This is a genomic window from Mycolicibacterium aromaticivorans JS19b1 = JCM 16368, from assembly GCF_000559085.1.
Classification (GTDB): domain Bacteria; phylum Actinomycetota; class Actinomycetes; order Mycobacteriales; family Mycobacteriaceae; genus Mycobacterium; species Mycobacterium aromaticivorans.
The window spans coordinates 357,226-377,440 of sequence record NZ_JALN02000002.1; the positions used below are offsets into that span (position 1 = coordinate 357,226).

Annotated in this window: 21 protein-coding genes and 2 pseudogenes; 9 read left to right on the forward strand and 14 right to left on the reverse strand. The window is 62.3% G+C overall.

Going from position 1 to position 20,215, the window contains the following annotated elements; genetic code table 11:
- Window positions 1-45 precede the first annotated feature (45 nt).
- On the forward strand, window positions 46-1,365 hold the full coding sequence (locus tag Y900_RS27970) for an IS256 family transposase (RefSeq protein WP_013472279.1): 1,320 nt from the start codon (window positions 46-48) through the stop codon (window positions 1,363-1,365).
- Window positions 1,366-1,427: 62 nt separating this feature from the next.
- Here the strand turns inward: Y900_RS27970 and Y900_RS27975 are convergent, their stop codons facing one another.
- The 4 genes from Y900_RS27975 to Y900_RS27990 are packed head-to-tail and all read right to left on the reverse strand — an operon-like array spanning window position 1,428 to window position 4,427.
- Entirely contained in the window at window positions 1,428-1,616 is a 189-nt protein-coding gene (locus Y900_RS27975) for a hypothetical protein (RefSeq protein ID WP_051660530.1), read from the reverse strand.
- Complete coding sequence (locus Y900_RS27980) at window positions 1,613-2,623, reverse strand: amidohydrolase family protein (RefSeq protein WP_036348636.1); 1,011 nt, start codon at window positions 2,621-2,623, stop codon at window positions 1,613-1,615. Before Y900_RS27980 ends, Y900_RS27975 begins: the two co-directional genes overlap by 4 nt.
- Window positions 2,620-3,327, reverse strand: coding sequence for a 4-carboxy-4-hydroxy-2-oxoadipate aldolase/oxaloacetate decarboxylase (locus Y900_RS27985; RefSeq protein WP_036348639.1), 708 nt, complete (start codon window positions 3,325-3,327; stop codon window positions 2,620-2,622). The genes Y900_RS27980 and Y900_RS27985 overlap by 4 nt, the downstream gene beginning before the upstream one ends.
- Window positions 3,318-4,427 (reverse strand): zinc-dependent alcohol dehydrogenase, encoded by a 1,110-nt coding sequence (locus tag Y900_RS27990; RefSeq protein ID WP_036348643.1) that lies wholly within the window; start codon window positions 4,425-4,427, stop codon window positions 3,318-3,320. The genes Y900_RS27985 and Y900_RS27990 overlap by 10 nt, the downstream gene beginning before the upstream one ends.
- Window positions 4,428-4,530: 103 nt before the next feature.
- On the opposite strand from Y900_RS27990, the gene Y900_RS27995 reads away from it, so the two are divergent.
- Window positions 4,531-5,454 (forward strand): substrate-binding domain-containing protein, encoded by a 924-nt coding sequence (locus Y900_RS27995; protein ID WP_036348646.1) that lies wholly within the window; start codon window positions 4,531-4,533, stop codon window positions 5,452-5,454.
- A gap of 1 nt (window position 5,455) precedes the next feature.
- Here Y900_RS27995 and Y900_RS28000 read toward each other — a convergent pair whose 3' ends face one another.
- From Y900_RS28000 to Y900_RS28015, 4 genes are read right to left on the reverse strand one after another with little or no spacing between them, the layout of a single operon-like run.
- Window positions 5,456-6,304 carry an alpha/beta fold hydrolase gene (locus tag Y900_RS28000; RefSeq protein WP_036348647.1) on the reverse strand — a complete coding sequence of 283 codons (849 nt, stop codon included), beginning with the start codon at window positions 6,302-6,304 and terminating at the stop codon, window positions 5,456-5,458.
- Window positions 6,305-6,329: 25 nt separating this feature from the next.
- Window positions 6,330-7,169: a 3-methyl-2-oxobutanoate hydroxymethyltransferase gene (locus Y900_RS28005; protein ID WP_036348650.1), complete on the reverse strand. Its 840-nt coding sequence runs from the start codon at window positions 7,167-7,169 to the stop codon at window positions 6,330-6,332.
- Window positions 7,166-7,657 carry a 3-methyl-2-oxobutanoate hydroxymethyltransferase gene (locus Y900_RS28010; RefSeq protein ID WP_131536347.1) on the reverse strand — a complete coding sequence of 164 codons (492 nt, stop codon included), beginning with the start codon at window positions 7,655-7,657 and terminating at the stop codon, window positions 7,166-7,168. The genes Y900_RS28005 and Y900_RS28010 overlap by 4 nt, the downstream gene beginning before the upstream one ends.
- 2 nt (window positions 7,658-7,659) lie before the next feature.
- A complete protein-coding gene (locus Y900_RS28015; RefSeq protein WP_237752761.1) occupies window positions 7,660-8,892 on the reverse strand; it encodes a Rieske 2Fe-2S domain-containing protein in 1,233 nt (410 codons plus the stop codon).
- A gap of 267 nt (window positions 8,893-9,159) precedes the next feature.
- Here Y900_RS28015 and Y900_RS28020 point away from each other — a divergent pair, with 267 nt between their 5' ends.
- From Y900_RS28020 to Y900_RS28040, 5 genes are all read left to right on the forward strand, one after another.
- Window positions 9,160-9,378, forward strand: coding sequence for a ferredoxin (locus Y900_RS28020; protein WP_036348656.1), 219 nt, complete (start codon window positions 9,160-9,162; stop codon window positions 9,376-9,378).
- A gap of 27 nt (window positions 9,379-9,405) precedes the next feature.
- The gene (locus Y900_RS28025; RefSeq protein ID WP_036348658.1) at window positions 9,406-10,428 is read left to right on the forward strand and encodes a Rieske 2Fe-2S domain-containing protein; all 1,023 of its coding nucleotides are present in this window, start codon (window positions 9,406-9,408) and stop codon (window positions 10,426-10,428) included.
- 34 nt (window positions 10,429-10,462) lie between these two features.
- A complete protein-coding gene (locus Y900_RS28030; protein ID WP_051660562.1) occupies window positions 10,463-11,245 on the forward strand; it encodes an SDR family NAD(P)-dependent oxidoreductase in 783 nt (260 codons plus the stop codon).
- Complete coding sequence (locus Y900_RS28035; RefSeq protein WP_051660534.1) at window positions 11,242-12,627, forward strand: aldehyde dehydrogenase family protein; 1,386 nt, start codon at window positions 11,242-11,244, stop codon at window positions 12,625-12,627. The genes Y900_RS28030 and Y900_RS28035 overlap by 4 nt, the downstream gene beginning before the upstream one ends.
- A gap of 135 nt (window positions 12,628-12,762) precedes the next feature.
- Window positions 12,763-13,230 carry a CAP domain-containing protein gene (locus Y900_RS28040; RefSeq protein WP_237752762.1) on the forward strand — a complete coding sequence of 156 codons (468 nt, stop codon included), beginning with the start codon at window positions 12,763-12,765 and terminating at the stop codon, window positions 13,228-13,230.
- Window positions 13,231-13,764: 534 nt separating this feature from the next.
- On the opposite strand, the pseudogene Y900_RS28045 reads toward Y900_RS28040, so the two are convergent.
- A pseudogene (locus Y900_RS28045) lies at window positions 13,765-14,934 on the reverse strand (IS110 family transposase); the annotation flags it as partial.
- Window positions 14,935-14,986: 52 nt separating this feature from the next.
- On the opposite strand from Y900_RS28045, the gene Y900_RS28050 reads away from it, so the two are divergent.
- On the forward strand, window positions 14,987-15,634 hold the full coding sequence (locus Y900_RS28050; protein ID WP_420329846.1) for a helix-turn-helix domain-containing protein: 648 nt from the start codon (window positions 14,987-14,989) through the stop codon (window positions 15,632-15,634).
- Between the two features lie 134 nt (window positions 15,635-15,768).
- Here Y900_RS28050 and Y900_RS28055 read toward each other — a convergent pair whose 3' ends face one another.
- On the reverse strand, window positions 15,769-16,971 hold the full coding sequence (locus tag Y900_RS28055; protein ID WP_036348662.1) for an IS110 family RNA-guided transposase: 1,203 nt from the start codon (window positions 16,969-16,971) through the stop codon (window positions 15,769-15,771).
- 342 nt (window positions 16,972-17,313) lie between these two features.
- On the opposite strand from Y900_RS28055, the gene Y900_RS33830 reads away from it, so the two are divergent.
- Entirely contained in the window at window positions 17,314-17,442 is a 129-nt protein-coding gene (locus tag Y900_RS33830; RefSeq protein ID WP_420329847.1) for a hypothetical protein, read from the forward strand.
- Window positions 17,443-17,690: 248 nt separating this feature from the next.
- On the opposite strand, the pseudogene Y900_RS31335 reads toward Y900_RS33830, so the two are convergent.
- From Y900_RS31335 to Y900_RS28075, 4 genes and pseudogenes are all read right to left on the reverse strand, one after another.
- A pseudogene (locus Y900_RS31335) lies at window positions 17,691-17,813 on the reverse strand (IS110 family transposase); the annotation flags it as partial.
- A 533-nt stretch (window positions 17,814-18,346) separates the two neighbouring features.
- Window positions 18,347-18,850 carry a hypothetical protein gene (locus Y900_RS28065; RefSeq protein WP_036348664.1) on the reverse strand — a complete coding sequence of 168 codons (504 nt, stop codon included), beginning with the start codon at window positions 18,848-18,850 and terminating at the stop codon, window positions 18,347-18,349.
- Entirely contained in the window at window positions 18,850-19,650 is an 801-nt protein-coding gene (locus tag Y900_RS28070) for an IclR family transcriptional regulator (protein ID WP_036348665.1), read from the reverse strand. The genes Y900_RS28065 and Y900_RS28070 overlap by 1 nt, the downstream gene beginning before the upstream one ends.
- Before the next feature lie 95 nt (window positions 19,651-19,745).
- On the reverse strand, window positions 19,746-20,021 hold the full coding sequence (locus Y900_RS28075; RefSeq protein ID WP_036348667.1) for a hypothetical protein: 276 nt from the start codon (window positions 20,019-20,021) through the stop codon (window positions 19,746-19,748).
- Window positions 20,022-20,215: the final 194 nt, after the last annotated feature.

The window sequence follows — 20,215 nt, forward strand, 5'->3', positions numbered from 1 at the left end:
CGATCATGAGCCGGCGTTGGCGCGCTGGTTCGGGAAGGTACGCCCATGCTCACCGTAGTTCACGATGCCATCGAGGCCAACGAAAGCACTGGCGGTGCTGGTCGGTCGTTGTTGGACGAGATCGTCCGCGACGGCGCCCGTCAGATGCTGGCCGCCGCGTTGAAGGCTGAGGTCGCCGCCTACGTGGCCCAGTTCGCCGATCAGCTCGATGAGAAGGGGCATCGGCTGGTGGTCCGCAACGGCTATCACCAGGCCCGCGAGGTGCTGACGGCAGCCGGGGCAGTTGAGGTGAAAGCACCGCGAGTCAACGACAAACGCGTCGACCCCGACACCGGTGAACGGAAACGGTTCTCCTCGGCGATCCTGCCGGCCTGGGCACGCAAGTCACCGCAGATGAGCGAAGTGCTGCCGCTGCTGTACCTGCACGGGCTGTCCACCAGCGACTTCACCCCCGCTCTGGAGCAGTTCCTGGGCTCGGGTGCCGGGCTCTCGGCCACCACGATCACCCGGCTGACCAGCCAGTGGCAGGACGAGGCCCGCGCGTTTGCCGCCCGGGACCTGTCGGGCACCGACTACGTCTACCTGTGGGTCGACGGCATCCACCTCAAGGTCCGCCTGGACCAGGAAAAGCTGTGTCTGCTGGTGATGCTCGGCGTGCGCGCGGACGGCCGCAAAGAGCTCGTGGCGATCACCGACGGCTACCGGGAATCGACCGAGTCGTGGGCTGATCTGCTGCGCGACTGTAAACGACGCGGCATGACCGCACCCGTGCTCGCCGTCGGCGATGGCGCACTCGGCTTCTGGAAAGCGGTACGCGAGGTGTTCCCGGCCACCAAAGAACAGCGGTGCTGGTTTCATAAGCAAGCCAATGTGCTTGCCGCCCTGCCGAAATCAGCGCACGCGTCGGCGTTGTCGGCGCTCAAGGAGATCTACAACGCCGAGGATATCGACAAGGCCCAGTTCGCGGTCAAGGCCTTCACGGTCGACTTCGGGGCCAAGTACCCCAAGGCGGTCGCCAAGATCACCGACGATCTGGACACCCTACTGGAGTTCTACCACTATCCCGCCGAGCACTGGATCCACCTACGCACGACAAATCCGATCGAAAGCACCTTTGCCACAGTACGTTTGAGAACCAAGGTCACCAAGGGGCCGGGATCACGTGCGGCTGGTCTGGCCATGGCCTACAAGCTCATCGACGCCGCCGCGGCCCGCTGGCGTGCCGTCAACGCACCACACCTGGTCGCCCTGGTCCGCGCCGGCGCGGTCTTCCACAAGGGCAAACTGCTCGAACGCCCCACCGAAATCACCCCACCGACACCGCCCTCAGACGGCGATCAGCAAGCCGGAACGGAGGTCGCCTGAAACACGCCGATCCACAGGTATTGACAATTCCTCTGTGACATAAGAGCCCTTCGTGGTTGCCGTCACAGCGGCCCATCCGGCGAGTTGGGAAACGTCTGGCTCGTGGCGGCGAACCGTTTCAGCAGGTCACCGAAGCCCGATAGATCACCATGGGCGGCGAAATGATCGGTGTTGACGGTGACGACCACTGCGCGGGGGGTGAAGCAGCGGGTGACCCCATCGCTACCCGTGCCCGCGCTGATGATGGTCAAAGCACGTGTCCCGCAGCGGTCAAACGGTCGTCGAGGCGTGGGTAAACGCGTCGGGCGTTGATTTCGAACACTCTGCGTGCGTGCTCAGGAAGTAGGTGGAGTTCGTCGATGTAACGTTTGGTGTCGTCCCACGCAGCACCTGTCTGGGGATTGCATCCCCGCACCGCACCCATCATCTCCGAACCAAAAATGACGTTGTCGGCGCCAATCACGCGCAACAACAGATCGACACCCGGTCGATGGTAAACGCAGCTGTCGAAAAACACGTTGGTCATGACGTGACTTGTTATGTCACCTCGGTTGAACCTTTCCGCCAGACCGTGGTAGCGACCCCAGTGGTAAGGCACGGCGCCGCCGCCATGCGGGATTACGAGTCGAAGGGCGGGAAAGTGACTGAAGAGGTCCCCTTCTATCAACTGCATGAAGACAGTAGTATCGCCGTGCAAATAGTGTGCGCCGAGCGTGGAGACATTGGGATTGCACGAGGTCGAAACATGGATCATGGCCGGCACGTTGAGCTCAGCAAGGGTCTCGTAGAGCGGATACCACGACTCATCTGTCATCGGTTTGCCGGACCACAGCCCGCCCGACGGGTCGGGGTTGAGGTTGCAGCCAACGAAGCCAAGTTCTGACACGCACCGCCGGAGCTCTTCGATGCAAGCCTTCAGGTTGCCGTCCGGTGTCTGCGGGAGCTGACAGACCGCGGCGAAATTGTTGGGGAACAGTTCGACGGCTCGGTGCACCAAGTCGTTGCAGGCCCTCGCCCACGTGGACGCTAGTCCGGGATCGTCAACATGATGCTCCATGCCTGAGGCTTTGGGGGAGAACAGCACCATGTCCACTCCGCGTTGGCGCATCAGCTCGAGTTGATTGGCCTCGAGGCTGTCGCGGATCTCATCGTCGCTGATCCGAGCCGACCTAGGGTTACATCCGCCCAGCTGTGCGTCACGAAACTGTTGGTGGGCGTGCGGCGTCGTGGTGTAGTGGCCGTGGCAGTCGATGATCATGACAGCGTGTCCAGACTGTCGACGTAGGTGAGGCCGGCATCGGCGAGTCTCCCGCGCATCTCGTGCACGTCAATGCTGAGTTCTCCGCGCCGATACCTATCTCGCAAGGCAGCCTCGCGGGCAGTGCGTTGTTGCGTTGCGTTCAGCACTTCGATGACCGCCGTGCGGGGGACTACGACGACGCCGTCGTCATCGGCGATGATCACATCGCCAGGGTGGACCAGCTGTCCGGCGCACACCATCGGAAGATTGATGTTCCCCAACTGTTGCTTGACCGTGCCTTTGGCGCAGATGTGCTTCGACCACACCGGAAAAGCCATCGCAGTCAAGTCGGCGACATCTCGGCAACCCGCCTCGATGATCAGACCACGGATGCCGCGGGCCTGCGCTGACGCGGCCAACAGATCGCCGAAGTAGCCCGCGTCGGACGGCGAGGTCGGAGCCACCACCAGCACGTCGCCGGATTGACATAGTTCCACCGCAACATGAATCATCCAGTTGTCGGCGGGGGGTACGCTGACCGTGACGGCGGTGCCTGAAATGTGAGCGCCCCGGTAAATCGGCCACAACTCTGACGACAGCAATCCCGTCCCCTGTTGCGCCTCGTGAATGGTGGCAACACCATGCTCGCCAAGAGCATCGACGACCTCGGCTGGGGGCCGGTTGATCATGCGAACGACAATTCCAGCCCGGTTCACTTCCATGGCATCAACGACACATGTATGACGTCCGGATCAGCCTTACCGCCAACGCAGTTGATTGCACGGTCGACGTGATCGAGGCCGAATGTGTGCGTGGTCAGCCGTTCCAGCGGGAACCGGTGCGAAGCTAGCTGCTCCAACGCGAGTTCGCAGGCTTGGAAGCTATGGCCGCGGGCGCTCTTGATGGTAATCGCCTTCTCGGTCAGCTTCTTGAGCGGGAAATCAGGAAATGTCGCCAGTTCTCCTTGAAGGACCATCGCGCCGCCGCGACGCTTGAGCACGTCGATGCCAACTAGCACCGGTGCGACGCCCGCTCCGGCCGTACAGTCCAACACCACGTCGACCCCCTCGCCGCCGGTGATTTCGCTGATCCGTTCCACCGGGTCCTCGTTCGACACGTTGATCACGCAGTCGGCGCCGAGGGTCTTCGCAAGTTCGAGTCGTGCGGCATCGCCGGCGGTTCCGGTGACGATGATCAACGAGGCGCCGGCCTGTTTTGCGGTGACTGTCTGCGACAGCCCTTGTTGCCCAGGACCTTGGATGAGTACGGTGGACCCGTATCCGACTCGTGCGTCGAACAGCGTCCACTCGATGCCGTTAGAGAGCGGCGTCACGATTCCCGCAAGCTCGTTAGATACCTCGTCGGGCACCTTATGCAGCACCGCATTCCAGGGCAGATAGACATACTGTGCGAATCCTCCCCATAGGTGGAAGGGATTCTCGGCGGAGGTGTAGCCGTAGCGCCGGGCGTCGCGGTTGGTTCGCCAGTCCGTGGCCTCGCAGTGGCGGTACTGGCCGCGGTGACACCACTCGCATTGATAGCAGGGCACGTAGTGCTCCAGGAAGACGCGATCACCCTCGCGTACCCCGCGCAGCTTGGTGAACTCGCGGCCCGCCTTGGCGATCACGCCGACGTTCTCGTGACCCATGATCACCGGCCCCGATATCACCGGCTTGGCGTACATCTTCACGTCGGTGCCGCAGATCCCGGCAACATCGACTTTCATCAACGCGCCGTCATCGGGGATGTCGGGCATCGGGAATTCGCGCAATTCAGTTGTGTTGGCGGCGGTTCGAACCGCCGCCAAGACCTGCTCGACCATCCTTGCCCCTTACCAAGCCAACACCACGACAGACCGACTAATGGTATTATAGTTTTATTGTCAGCCGACTCCCAAATTCAGGCCGGCAAAGGAATGGCACCACATGGCAACGATCCAGATGAGGACCGTGGTGCGCCCGCAGGGCAACGTGGAGGCGATCGTGGCCCGCGCGGTGGCTCCAGTTGGATTCGCGCTGGACTTGCAACATGAGCCTGTCCTCACGCGGGCGTTTCGTCGCATGGTCCGCGAGCTTGCCTATGACGTATGCGAAATTTCTTTCACGACCTATCTTTTGGCGAAGGCGCACGGTAAGCCGTTCACCGCGCTGCCGGTGTTCTTGATGCGCGACTTCCACCATCGATCAATCAAGGTGAACGTTAACGCGGGGATTCGACACCCAAAAGATCTCGAGGGTCGGCTCGTCGGCGTCAACCGGGGATACACCGTGACCACGGGCGTATGGGCGCGAGGAATCCTGGAGTCTGAATACGGCGTAAATCTCGACGCCGTCACATGGGTCATCTCCGACGACGAACACGTCGCCGAATATCGGTTACCCAGCAACGTCGTTAGGGTCTCACCCGGACGCAACTTGTCCGACATGGTCGCGAAAGGAGATCTGGCCGGTGTCATCGGAGTCGAGGTCGACCACCCTGACGTCGTGCACTTAATTCCCGAAGCCGGCGACGCAGGTTTCGAGGCACTACGGAAGCGCGGCCACTATCCGATCAACCACCTCATCGTAGTCAGGGACGACGTCTTGCAGAACTACGACAATGTCGCGCCTATCCTGTTTGATGTCTTCGCCGAGGCGAAGAACAGATACGTCGCGAAACTACGGGACGGTACCATCGCGCGGCCCGACGCGAACGACCTCCGCTATCGCCGGGTCATCGAGATCACCGGCGCTGACCCGCTACCGTACGGGATCGGCCCCAATCGCGCGATGATCGATGAGCTCATTCGACACGCCGTGAACCAGCACATCCTGGCCGAGCCGCCGCTGATCGAGACCCTTTTCGCCTAAGTTAAATTTGCGCGAGGAAGTCAACAAGCCGCCGCTGGACGGTCGTCTGAGTCTGTTCCGCGACCGGGATATCCCAGTACTCGGCCCGCGGCAGGCATTCCTGTAAATACCGTGCAGCAGACGTCGCGTGTGAGTTGTCCTGGCCCGGGACGACCAATGCGGGGATTTCCAGCCCTAAGAGGTCTTCGGGGTCGGGGCCGGGGGCGGTGTCGCGGTCAAACATCACCCGGGCCATGCCTGTGATAAGCCACCGATAGCGGTCGCGGTCGTGGCGTGCGAACGCTTCTGCGAAGGCATCGTCGTGGCGGATCACACTTGCCCACGGGCCTACTCGAGGGTCCTGGCCGAAAGCGTTCTCGGTGCCCTTCGCTACGCCGACCACCGCCGACAGACCGTTGTCAGCGGCGAATGCCGCGTGACGGGCAAGCCGATCACGCTGTGTCAAACGGTATTTGACACCACCGGCAGGCGAGTACAGCACCAGGCGCGTGACCCGTTCGCGATGTGAAACCGCGAAAGTGAGCGCGACGGAGCAGCCCACGCAGCCGCCGATCACGGCGGCGGATTCGACCCCTAGATGGTCGAGCAGTCCCACGCCTTGCTTGGCATAGTGCGTCCAGCCGACACGCTCCAATCGGCCGCCAGAGCGCCCGGATTCGCGGCGATCGAAAACAATGCAGGTGTAGTGCGACTTGAGGTGATCAAGCATCGCCGTGCGTCGGTAGATCCCCAGCCCACGCCAATTGTCGATGGTCGCGTTGAAGCCGCCCGGGGCGAACATCAGCAGCGGCGGCCCTGAACCGATGGTCTCGTACTGCGTGACAATGCCGTCGATGACTGTGCTCGGCATGTGACCTCCGTGGTGTCCAGTGACGTCAGGTCCGCAGCCCGCCCTTGATTTGTCGCCCGGCCCGCACGTCGTCAGCGTATGCGGCGACAGCGTCGTAACAGATCTGCGCGACGTTGGCATAGGTATTGCTCGGGTTGTCTATCTGTTCTGCGTTGTAGCCGATCGCAGCGGTCGCGAGGCGCATGCGACCGTCCAGCCAGGGACCGCCGCCCATGCCGCCCACCACGGGAATGCTCACTGCGGCGGCGACCGCAGCACCCACCACAGGGCCAGCGTTTGTGAAATTCAACATCGCCGCGCCGGCGGCTTCCAAGTTACGTGCCGCTGCGATGAGTTCTTCGACGAGTTCAGCGGGAATCTGGGTATCTGGGCTCGGCGTGACGCGGTACGGGATACCGTCGCGCAGCGCCGTTTGCGGGGTGATGCCGAATTGCGCAAACACCGGAATGCCTGCTCGGGTCACCGCCGAGACGGCCTCTAGATGGTCCGATGCCCCATCGAGCTTGACCATGTCGACACCGGCCTCCTTGACCAGCCGAATAGCGGCTTGCACAGCGGCGCCTGGCCCTTGCTGGAGCGGGCCGAACGGAAAGTCGCAACTCACCAAGGCCCGGTCGACGCCGCGGCGGACGGCCCGACAAACGGTGACCATCTGGTCCATCGTTACAGCCAACGGGTTAGGGTCACCCCATAGATTCGTGCCGACGGTGTCGCCCACGGATACGAGGTCCACCCCAACCCGGTCGACGATGCGTGCCATCTGGTAATCCCAGACCACAATGCCGATTATTTTGCGGCCCTCACGCTTCATTGCTTGCAACTTGGGCACGGTGACCCGGCCGGCCTTGAACTCCTCACCCCTCATGCGCGTAGCGCAGACAACACTTCGGCGATGTCACTGTGGTCATTGGTGATGATCAACACCTGCGCATGCGGCCGCAGGGCTCTTAACGCCGGACCATCCGGGCATCCGCGCTGGAGGATGACACCGACAGTCATGACGCCCCGAGAAGAGCAGGCGCGCGCGATCGTCTCGGCGGTGCGGGGATTGACCGCGGTGGTCGCCACCATCACCAGGTCAGCCTCGGCGAGCGCGGCGGCAAGGTTCGAGCACGTCCCGTCCATCGCTTGCAGCGGCAGGTCCTCCTCGACATCGCGGTCGAACTCGGGGACTGATAGCAATCGGATTGCACTGTGATGCCGCAGCGTGAGTCGGTGGATGACGTCTGCGGCTGCCGCGTCGAGAGCAATCACTCTGATGCCGTCACGAACGGGAACCGTTGCATCGATACGAAACCGGGTCTCCTCGGCCCTCGCCGCCCCGGCGCAACTGGTGAGCAGTATCGGCCCCATCACTACACCGAGGCCGGCGGCATCCCGGGCGCGGCCCGCAACGCCTCGTGACAGGAATCGAAGAACGAACTCTCGCACGGCACAACGACGGCTGCCGACCGTACTCGCTGATGGGCTGGCTCGATACCCGGTGGCACCGTACCGTGATCGCGAAGCGCGATGGCGGCGTTGCGCAACTTGTGGCGTGTCTTGATGATGCCTGCATCCGTGGTAACGAGCTGTTCCTTCGTGCGATCCACTATGGGACCCATGCTTTCCTGAAGAGACGCATCTTGCATGGCTATACCCTTCACGCCGGAGAACGTTTCACCCCTCCGTTGCGCAGTGCGGTCCATCAAGTAGTCGTTGTCCCTGTTGGCTAGTGGACGGTACATTCCAGGAATGTTGGCGCTGTGTACGCCGTGACCCTCGCGCATGGCTTGAAGCTCAGAGGCGGTAAGCGCCCGGACCGGATGATAATCGAAGGAGTAGGTCCAGCAATTGTGGTCGTCGATCGGAATCCAGAAATGACCGTGCATCGGATGGCCTCCGCGTGGGGGAACCATTGTGAAACTCGGCATGATCCAGGGGGTGATGCGCCAGTAGAACTCCCCGTTCTCAGCGTTGCGCCGCGCGCCGATGAACAGACCTCCGTCCGCGTCGGCGACTTCAAAAAACGGTTTGCGGTCATTTAGGTTGTAGTCGTTGCCTTTGGACCCCTTGAACAGCGGATCAGACATGAGGCCACCTGAGTGCAGCCACGAAACGTGGCTGGAATCGATACCACCCTCGAGCGCCTGCAGCCAGTTACATTCCTGCCAGCGCTTCGAGATAAATGTCTGATCTGGTGCGACCAGCGCGAATTCGAATTCCGGCAAGGCGGGCCGGCGGGTCGAATCGCCCATATGCGTCCACAACACATCCCCGACCTTGACCATGGGATAGGAGGTGAGCTTGACCCTGCGGTGAAAGGTACCGCCGGCCGGCTCCGACGGGATTTCGAGGCAAGCGCCGGTGACGTCGTACTTCCAGCCATGATAGGCGCACCGCAGACCGGACTGCTCATTGCGGCCGAACCACAGCGACACCCCCCGGTGCGCGCAGAACTCGTCAATCAGTCCGTAGCGACCTTGGCTGTCACGGAAGGCGATTAGACGTTCCGACAGGAGCTTGACCCGCACGGGCGGACAGTCGTCTTCAGGCAGCTCCTCAGCAAGCAGCGCTGGAATCCAATACTGCCGAAACAGCTCGCCCATCGGAGTACGGGGTCCGGTCTGCGTCAGCAACGTGTTGACTTCAGATCTGAGCATCCGCGGAACTCTCCTGCCTAGCTATCGGACCTTAACTGTAATACCATTATCCCGATGCGGCCAGTGGATCAGTGCTCGACCGGCGGGTAATCCGGCGAGCGTGCCCACGATCGCCAGCACACAGATGAACGCCGACAGAACATTTTCTGCCACAGGATACGTTGATGCGGCGCACCGATGTCGCGTCACCGGAAATGGATAGGCGATGGTCAAGTGATCAATATCGAAGTGGATCGCGAGCTCTGCCAGGGCTATGCCAACTGCATCGTGGCAGCTCCAGACGTCTTCGACCTCGACGAGGACGGCCGCGTAATGGTGCTGCGCGGTCAGGTTGGGGACTCCGAGCGCGGACGCCTCGACGAGTCAGTACGAAGCTGTCCCGTCGCGGCCTTGCGCCTGCACGAATCTGAACCGATCGGTCGTCCGCACTGATCCGGTGCGCACCCGCGAAGGAGTCCGATGTATCCCAAAAAATATCCCCGCAATCAATGGTACGTGGCCGCCCACAGTGAGGACGTGGGTCGCCAGCTACTATCGCGGTGGCTGCTCGATGAGCCGGTCTGTCTGTACCGAACGTCCGAGAACGCCCCGGTAGCCCTCGCGGATCGGTGTATTCACCGGCAAATGCCCCTGTCCAAGGGCCGACTGGGTGACGACGACACAATCGAATGCGGCTATCACGGCACCGTCTACCGGACAGATGGACAGGCGGAACGGATCCCGTCGCAGCCGAATGTCCCCCGCGCATGCCGCGTGCATCGGTTTCCGCTCTTCGAGAAATGGGGACTGGTGTGGATCTGGATGGGCAAGCCTGAACTTGCAGACCCGGCAAGAATTCCCGGCCATCATTGGTTGACCGACCCTGGCTGGGCCACAGTACGGGGGACTTTGCCGATGAAGGCACGTGCTCAGTTGCTCAACGAAAACCTCTTGGATCTCTCCCATCTGGAATTTCTCCATGCCGGATCGATTGGCACCGCGAAGATCGCCAAGACACCCATCACCACCGACTTTGACGATGGCGTCGTCCGTGTCAGCCGTCCCATGTACAGCATTGACTGTCCGCCTTTTTTCACCAAGACCATGGGCCTGAGCGGAGTGATCGACCGAGGCCAGGTCGCCGAATTCTTCCCTCCCGCATTCCACATCACCCACGTGTCGGCCAAACCAGCGGGGGATCTAGACGAGTCACGCAAGTGCGAGCAGAAAGCGATCCACTGTGTGACACCGGCCCGCGGTAACACCACCCACTACTTCTGGTGCCACGCACGCAATTATAAGATAGACGACCCCGAGATCAACGCGCTCATGCAGCACGGCATGGAGATGGTGTTTAAGCAGGACGTCGAAGCATCCGAGGCCATTGAAGAGATCATCTCCAACTACGAACCGGACCATCCGATCGAACTCAATTTCAAGGTCGACGCCGGCGCCCTGCAGGCGCGCCGGTTGATGGATCAGTTGGTCGCTGCAGAGCAGTAGCTATGTGGGGTACATCAAGATCGATCACGCTCCGGTGAAGACCACCGACATCGGCCCGTCACGCGATGAGGACTCGCATACCGATCCTCACAGTGTGGCAGGGCGAACCATCGTGATCACCGGCGGAAGCAGCGGTATCGGTGCCGAGATCGCGGCCGACCTGGTGAGCGCCGGCGCCAACGCGGTTATCGCCGACCTCGCCGAGCCGCAGCATGCGGTGCCGGACGCCGCCTATCATCGCGTCGATATCACGAAAGACACGGACCTGTTGACACTCGTCGAGGACACCGTGAAACGTTTCGGCGCCATCGATGCCTTGGTCAATTGCGCCGCGTCGTATAAGGCGCTTGGATCAAAGAAGTCATTAGACGAGCTGACGACCACGGAATGGGACGACGTCCTGCGCGTCAACGTACGCGGCACTTGGCAAGCTATCAAGGCAGTGTTCCCTGTGATGAAAGAGCGTGGTGGCCACATCGTCAATATTTCGTCGACGACTGCGCGCAGTGGAAATCCCGGGTTTCCCCACTACATCGCCTCCAAGGCCGCCGTCGAGGGATTGACCCGCGCCGCGGCGCGTGAGCTCGGAACGCACGGAATCACGGTCAACGCGGTAGCGCTGGGTCTGGTCGATGACGAAGCGACCAACGCACTGAACGACCGCGCGTACGTCGAGCAAGCGATCGGCCGCCGGGCGATCAAGCGGACTCTGTATCCACGCGACGTCGCGGCCGTCGTGCGATTCTTGTGCAGCGACGCGAGCGGATTCATCTCCGGTCAGGTCGTGATCGTCGACGGCGGAGGAATCTTCACATGACCGGTCACCAGGTGATCGATCCAACCACCCTAGACCTCCTCGCCGAGGTGCGCTTCAGCACGCCTGCCGACATCGACTCAGCGGCTAGAACCGCCGCGGCTTTCTTGGAGACGTCCTGGGCCTCCGATTCGTTGACCCGCTCGCGAGCGCTGCGGTCGTGGTCCGACGAGGTCAAAAACCACGCCGCCGAACTCGCCGATGCGCTGGTGGCGCAGACCGGCAAGACCGCCAGGGAAGCGCAGCGAGAAGTTGCCTCCTGTGCCTCGACGCTCGAGTACTACTCCGGAATGGCACGCTATGTCGGAGGTCGGGCCGGAACATTGTCCGACGGTAGCGAAGCGCACGTGGTCCGCGAGCCCGCAGGTGTCGCGGCGCTAATCGTTCCGTACAACTGGCCGGCAGCGCTACTGATCCGTGATCTCGCCCCTGCGCTAGCTGCCGGCGCCACCGCCGTTGTAAAACCAGCTCCGCAGACGAGCCCCGTCACTTTGCGGTTGATCGAAATCGGCCACACTTCAGGCATCCCTCAAGAGGCAGTATCAGTGGTGGTGGGTGATCGCGAAGTCGGCGAAAACTTAGTCCAACATCCGCAAGTTCGCACCGTCGCATTCACCGGCTCAACCGCGGTAGGCCGCACGATCGCCCGGCTCGCCGCCGACGGGCTCAAGCGCACGCTTCTCGAGCTGGGTGGCAAGGGAACTTCGATCGTTCTACCTGATGCCGACATTCCGGCGGCACTGTCCGCCTCGTTAGCCGCTTCGGTGATCACGGCCGGACAAATGTGCATGGCTTGTACACGGATCTTGGTGCACTCGTCGTGTTTCGAACGAGCAGTCAAATATCTGGAGGCCGAAGCGGGCAAGCTCATCGTCGGCGATCCCCGCGAGCATGGTACGCAGGTCGGGCCGCTGATCTCTGCAAACCAGCTCGCCAAGGTTGGCAGCTATCTCGAGATCGCACGTGATGAGGGCAAAATCGTCTGTGGCGGCACGCGTATCCAGCCTGGGGGCTTGCCTGGTCACTTTGTGACGCCGGCTATCGTGACGGGCCTAGCGCCCACGTCAGCCGTCATACAGGACGACATCTTCGGCCCCGTGTTGTCGGTAGAATCTTATGACGAAGAATCAGAAGCCGTTGCGCTCGCCAATGCAACGGCATACGGTTTGGCCACCGCTGTATGGACGACATCGCTGGACACGGCCATGCGTGTCGGCCGCAAGATTGCGGCTGGCACCGTCTGGATCAACGGCTACAGTAAGAACACACCCGAGTTACCCAGCGGCGGCGTGAAGAACTCCGGACTCGGACGAACACGCGGCATCGAAGGAATGGAGGAATTCACCGTGCTCAAGAGTATCCATTTCTCGCTCGCATCGCCCTGAGCCAGCGCAATCGATGAGACCACCGTGCCCGGCAACGTGACGTCCCGCACGCAACGAACGACTGCCGCACATCGCGTTGGCGATTTGCCACAACAGGGTTGGCCGCTCGGTACCCTCTGTTTGCCATTGGCCTTCTTGCTGCTCATCGTGACCGTCGGCTCTCTCATCGCGACCCTTGGCCCTGACGCCTATACGGACAACAAGCGGCTCGCCGACGGGGTTATCACGCATGCGGCGATGCTTCATCAGCGATTCGGCTGCACCGGCGGACCACCCAGCCTGGACCCACTGCTGCAGCGTGCCGCTCGGTGGCATGCCGTCGACGTGGCCAACAACCGGTCCCTCGACGGCGACGTGGGCACGGACGGTTCCACTCCTCGGCAAAGGGCCCAATCCGCGGGCTTTAGAGGAAGTGTGGCCGAAACCGTTTGGATAGATTCAACTCTCGCATTCAGTGGCCTCGAATTACTCAAGCAGTGGTATTTCGATTCAGCCGACTTGACGGCCGCCGCCGATTGCTCGTTCACCGCGATCGGGGTGTGGTCGACGAACCACGACGCCGACCGCACCGTCGTGGTCGCGGTCTACGGTCGACCCGAGTGATCGCGGCGGGTCCGGTGGCCAGACGGCGGCTTCCTACAGCTGATATGTAGGCATCGTTTGTCAATAGGCAGGTGAAAGCCGCCCCGGTTTTGGTTACCGGGGCCGGCTTTCGGTGCCGCGGCGGTCGTTGATCAACGACGGGTGGTGTCGGACTGATATACGCAGGTTGGGTACCGCAACACGATGGTTCGGCGCGAACGGTGGCTGTCCCCCGGGATGGGCGTCACATCAACACCCGGTGAATGCTGTTGCGGCTCATACCTGTAACGCAGATTCAGTTCGCCTACCTCGCCGTCGACCGACTGGCTCCGACAAGACCCTGGCTGGGCCATTGAAGGCGCAGCCAGCCTGGGCGCCCCACTGGCCAAGCGGCTACCCACCGATGGAATCAAACTCCAACATCCAACGCGGCGAGCTCAAATCCTGCACACTGACGCTTCAGACAAGTCCCGTCTCGGTCCTACCAGCGCCATCCCACAACCGACCCCGACACCAGAGTCTTGACACAGAGAGACATCTCATGGCGCTAAGAAGTCAAGCTGCTAGCCCGAGAGGGGTTGGGAATGCGTGTGTTTCGTCGTAGCTGGCTCCGGTGTGCAGGCAGTGGTGGAGTTGTCCGAGGAATTTGTTGAACAGGTGTCGCTGGGCTTGACGGTTCCAGTCTCCGCGTTCTTGGCGGGCTTGGTAGTGCCGTTTTGCTCCGGGCGAGGCTTTCAGCGCCGAGAGCGCCCAGATCGATCCGACGGCGGGCAGGCGGTTGTTCTTAATGCGTTGGTAGGTGATTGCGGTCTTTTTGCCGCTGGGTCGGGTGACCGGTGCGGATCCGGCGAAGGCTTTGAGGCCGCGGGCATCGGTGAACCGTGTTCGGTCGTCCCCGATTTCGGCGAGCACCCGGGCGCCGAGCAGCGTCCCCATGCCAGGGAAGCTGCTGATCACTGTGGCGTCCGGGTGTTGTTCAAAATTCTCGCGGGCCGCAGTTTCCAGTTCCTCGGCCGCGCGGCAGGCGGCGTCGAATTGAACTAGCAGCGCCGCCAACTGAATGCCCGTTGCGTTTTCCACTGCTGGCAGCTGGCGCAGATACTCGCCACGAAACACCACGAGCAGACGGTCGGTTTCGTCGTCGATGCCGCGCTGGCGCCCGGCTTTGATCAGCAGCGTCCGCAGCCTGCCGCGGCTGAGCCGGGCAGCCTTGGCCGGTGTGGGTGCGGCGGCGAGGATGGTGCGTGCTTCGGGGCGGGCCAGACCACCTCTGGCCAGGCCGGCGAAGCCGTCCAGAGCGGCCGGATAGAAGTCTGTGAGCAGAGACCGGATCTGGTTGCCCAGCCTCTGACGTGCCCATACCGCGTCCTGTTGAGCGCGGGCCAACACCCGGATGGCTTGGGCCAGTTCGGTATCGGCGGGCAGGGCCCGGTGGGCGGCCATGTCGGTACGCAGAATATTGGCCAACAGCACCGCATCGGTGGCGTCAACCTTCGCGCCCGACACCTGGTGGCGTGCCCGGTATCGCGACGCGGCCAACGGATTGAGCGGATAGATCGCCCTGCCGGTGCTGCGCAGGGCGGCTATCAGCAGGCCGCGGTCGGTTTCGATGGCGACAGGAATCTGGTTGTCTTCGGTGTCTCCGGCCTCAGTCAACATGCCAAGAAACTGGTGTTGACGACGGTTGAAAACCCGGCCAGTCGCGACGGGGTGGTTTCTAGGGGCGGTCGCAACACTTCTCTACATTCTGGAGGTTGTGTTGGCATCGTCGCGTCGGGTGAAGAAGGGGCCGGGGCGTCGTCCGCTGTCGGCCAAGCGTCAGCGGTTCATGGAATTGCGCGCCAGGGGGTGGAGCGTGCGGGCTGCGGCCCGTGAAGTCGGTGTGTCCCGGTCTGCGGCGACGAACTGGACCCGCGGCTACAAGGTCTTCCGCAACGGTGTCGAAGTCAAGTTCGTCCCGCCGTTGGATCGGCTCGAGGTACGCGAGATCAGCCCGCGATTCTTGTCTCAGGACGAGCGCATCGAGATCGCCGATCTCCGTCGTTGCGGGCTGAGCATGCGTGCGATCGCCGGCCGACTCGGCCGAGCGCCGTCGACCATCTCCCGGGAACTGCGGCGCAACGCGCCGGCCGGTCGCGGGTACAGGCCCTTCGATGCTCATCGGCACGCGGCTGCGCGTCGAGGCCGTCACCATCGACGCCGTGTCGATGTCAACGTTCAGCTGGGCCGCGTGGTCGCCGAGCTGCTCGGTCGGCGGTGGAGCCCACAGCAGATTAGTCGGCACCTGCGTCTGCGCTTCCCCGAGGACCGGTCGATGTGGTTATGCCATGAGAGCATCTATGCGGTTGTCTACCAAGCGAATTCGCGTTTCCTACGACCATCACGGTTGGCGCCGCACCGCCGCTCACCGCTGCGCACTGGTTGAGATCACGGCCGCGCGCACCAGCGACAGCAGCGCCGACGAGGCCGCTTTCAACAGCCGATGCTCTCCATCCACGACCGCCCGTTCCCGCCAGTCGATCGATCAGAGCCAGGGCACTGGGAATCTCAATGGTGTTGTCAAGCCGCCTGAGCGAGTGTCGGCGGCATCGCGGTGTAGGTGCGTTCGTCGCGGAGTAGAGCCCACAGGACGTCGATACGGCGGCGAGCCAGGGCGATGACGGCTTGGGTGTGGGTTCGTCCGTGGGCGCGTTTCTTGAGGTAGTAGTCGCGGTTGGGTCCGGCGCGCATCATGCTGGTTTGGGCTGACAGGTAGAACACGTGCCGCAACGGACGGCTGTAGCGGCGAGGCTTGTGCAGGTTGCCCGTTCGCCGGCCGGAGTCGTTGGGAACGGGGACGAGCCCGGCCGCGGCGGCGAGGTGGCCTGCACTGGGAAACGCCGCCAGGTCACCGGCAGCGACGAGCAATGCGGCACCCAGGATGGGACCGAATCCTGGCATGGATTGGATGATCTCGGCCTGGGGGTGCTCGTTGAGCGTTGCAGCGATTTGGGCATCCAGCTCAGTGAGGCGCTGGTCGAGGGCCAGGGTGTTGGTGGCGAGCTCGGCAATGATTCCAGCAGCGATCTCCTGGCTGGGAAGCGTGATGGACTGCGCCCGTGCCGCGCCGATGGCTCGTGCTGCGACCGTGGCGTAGTTGCGCACCCGTCGCCGTTGCAGCCACCCGGCCAACCGCGTTTCACCGATACGGTGAAGCCGCTCTGGGCTGGCGTAGCCGGTGAGCAGGACGAGGGCGCCCTTGCAGGATGAGTAGTCGAATTCTCTTTCCAGAGAGGGGAATACGCTCGTCATAACATCACGAAGTCGGTTGATCATCCGGACCCGGTCAGCGATCAGGTCGGCACGATGCCCGATCAACAGGCCAAGGTTGCGGACCAAGTCCGTGCCGGGGTCGATGACGGTCAGGTCCCGCCTTATCCGGGCGGTCTCGGCAATCACGTACGCGTCCTTCGCGTCCGTCTTGCCCTCACCGCTATAGGCGGCACTCATCGCCGCCACGACCCTTCCAGAGGCATAACGCACTGATTGCCCGGACTGAATCAATATAGCCAAAAGCATCGCTGACGGTGCGCCGATGATGTCGATAGCCCACGCGATGTGATCGGCAAGCGCACCGACCGTCGCGATCGTCGCGGTGATAGCGGTTTGGTCGTTGGCGACTTTCATCGACAACAACTTCTTGCCTTCGGCGTCGAGCACACAGACCCAGTGGTGGGTCTTTCCTACGTCGATTCCCGCCCACGCTGTTTGTGCTTCGTCCACCTGATATTCCCGTCGGTCGAGTTTCAGTCTGTCGATGTATCGACCCCGAGGACACCCCACTGACCCATCCGTAACCAGCGACCAAGCGCACATCTCAATTAGCAGTCAGGGCGCCCAAGGAGGGCCGGGCGAACATTCCCAGTGAGCGTCCGAAACGCAAGGCGACCTCAGCCACACCCGGCCCTCCCGGGTCGGCTTCAGTCTTACGGAGGGTGACCTCATCATCGGTGACAACCGCCTCTCGGCGATCGGCACGTTGGTTGAGCGTCAGACCCGAACGCTGCGACTGGTCCATCTGCCCCGCGCTGACTCCGACTCGCTGCATGCCGCCCTGGTGCTCGCATGCAAGATCTGCCACCCGCGCTGAAGCGGTCGATCACCTGGGACCAGGGCACCGAGATGGCGCGTCACCTCGCCACCGCCGACAAGCTCCGCGCGCCCATCTACTTCTGTGACTCCCGATCACCGTAGCAACGCGGCACCAATGAGAACACCAACGGGCTGCTTCGGGACTATTTCCCGAAGGGAGTCACCCTGGCCACCCATTCGCCGCAGCACCTCAAGGCAGTCGAGGAGGAGCTCAACAACCGGCCTCGAATAGTGCTGCAAGACCGTTGTCCGGCTGACCTATTCGCGACGCCGCTAACCTCCGAGAGTCGGTTGGTGTTGCGACGTTGACTAGAACCCACCCCGTCGCTTTTGGCCTAGGTTTGGACCGTCGTCAACAACTGGGTGAAACCGGCAGCGTCGGCGGTGATTTTGTCGCGTGCCAGCACCTTGCCTGTTTCGTCGATGATCGCGACATCGTGGCGAGCTTCGCCCCAGTCGATGCCACAGAACAGGGTCGTCATCGTCCTCCTTGCTCTTTGCGGTTGCGGCCCCTCACGAGCCAGTGCGGGGTTACCCGGCGACCTAATCGCAGGACTCTGTGGTCCGCCATCTCATTAGCCATCTCGCAACCCCAGCTCACCGCAGGACCTCAGTCTGTCGAAGAGCTTGCTGCTCGGGACCATTTACGCGGAGGTCGATCCTGCGGCGGGTTCGGACAACGACATCCCAACACGCCCAAGAGGTCTCCGCCGGGAGCGCCACGTCTCTCTATAGGCGTCATGCGCCAGGCGCCATCGGGCACCCCCAACGAAGACCCTGCCCCCATCGAGGTGCGCCAGTCTCTCAAGAGGCGTCAAGCGCCAGGACAATATGAGGCCGTCACCCCGGTGGTAGCCAGTCAGGACCACAAACATGCAGAAGGAAACCGCAAGTTGCCATCTAGAGCCAGCGCTCGATTAGATTAGCGCACCACACCGAAAACCAAAGTGATGGCGTAGGACCGGGGCGTCCGTGGTCGACTACCGCGTTTGTCGGGAACAGACGCTTACTCGTCGAACCCTTCGTCTGGGATGGCAAACACCGCCCGTGCGTTAGCGTTGAGATTGGCAAATCCATCGATGACCACCCGTTGCACACGCATCTCGTCGTCAACGACGCGGATCATCCAAGTGTGAAAAGCCGAACCGGTGAATTCTTCGCTAACCAATGAAGGTGCTCTCCAGCGGCGAAAAAAGAACTCGAGACGGGTTGTCAGCTCGACGACGTCCTCATTCACCGGGACGTAGGAAAGTACGTGGCGCAGTTCGAGGCGTTCGTCGAAGATCCCATCCCGTTGGTTGAGGTACTGCTGCAGACCATCGCGGTCTTTCCACTGGTGACCACCACGAAAACCGATCTGAAAGTCGTCGGTGAGGATTGCGGCAAACATCGCTTCGGAATTCCTGCGCTGTTCCAAGCGTAGGAATGCATCGATCGTCGCAATGAAGCCAGGCAGGTCCGGGGCGCTGCTGGGCATCTCGATGTCGTCTTCCGTTGGTTCAGATCTCATCAGCCGATATTGTCTGCTAGCTCGGCGGCGGCGTCCGTGAGGGCGCTGCAAGCTTTGCGGACATCGGAGGGCCGGAATCGATAACTCGGCGCTGACGCATTGAGTGCCAGCCTCATCCGGGAACCCCCGTCGGGTACGGCCACGGCTACAGATGCGACACCTACCTCACTTTCCTCCCTACTGGTTGCGAACCCGTTCTTCCTGACCTCGGCCAATTGAGCGCGCAATTCGTCGAGGGTACGAACGGAATGCTCGGTGAGTGGCTCCAGATGTGGGTCGGGGTACAACTCGTCGAGCTCGTCGGCGGATAGGCCCGCGAGTAAAACTTTTCCTGTCGACGTGCAGTGCGCAGGCCGCGTGCCACCCAGACGCGATATCACCCGAACGGCCGAGGGGCTCTCGATTGCGGCGATGAACCGAACCAGTCTGCCGTCCAACATTCCTACGTGCACCGTTTCTTGCAGCGAGTCGGCGAGACGACGCAGAATCGGCGCGGCGGCGCGCGGTATGTCCATCCTGGAGTGGACGGCGAACGCCACGCTCGTCAAGGACGGCCCGGGCTGGTATGCCCTGCTGATCGGATCCTGGCGGACGAACCCGCGGTACTGAAGCATCGATAGCAGGCGATGCGCGGTCGACGAGGCGACGTGCAGGTACTCGCTGGCGTCCGTGAGACGGATCTCCGAGCGTTCTCCTAAAAGAAGGAGTAGGCGAAGAGCCTTGTCGACAGACTCGATCGGATATTGCGGGGGCTTTCCGTTGCCTTCGCGCTCGATACCCGCGAGTGGCGGTTTCTGCATGACAGAGAGCTTACCGCGATGATCGGCGAGTGCAGCTCGAACGATCACCACGACCCGGGCGCCACAGACCGAAACATCGCCTCCCTGCGCAAACGTCAGAGTTCAGGACCCTTCGGGGGCAACCGGATGAGCAGGCGTGTCGGATCGGCTCTCCTGCTCGGGTTGTCTGCCAAGGTGGCGAGCCGACGGGAACCGCCGACCGGCATTTTGGGTGCGGCGGCGTCGTCGCCGATGGCCCAGTTCGCCTGGTGCGGCGCAGCATCGCCAACGACGATTCGATCGGTCAGCACCGGCGGCAACCGCTCGGATCCGTCGCGTGCCCGCCCGCTGTGGTGCGGCGGTATCGGGTCGCGGTCGTCGTTAAAGCGCATTGCCCTCGCTCGTCGTAAAACCCGTGGTCAGGCGATACTTATCTCGCGCCGGGATCGCTACGCTGTGGACATTTCATTGGAGGCAACGAAGTGGCGGCGCGGCAGCCCCGGCGAGTCAGCGCGGTGGGTTGACTCGACAGCACAGGAACCGGCATAATCTCTGCTGAGCAGAGTCGGGTTCTACATACCAGTGA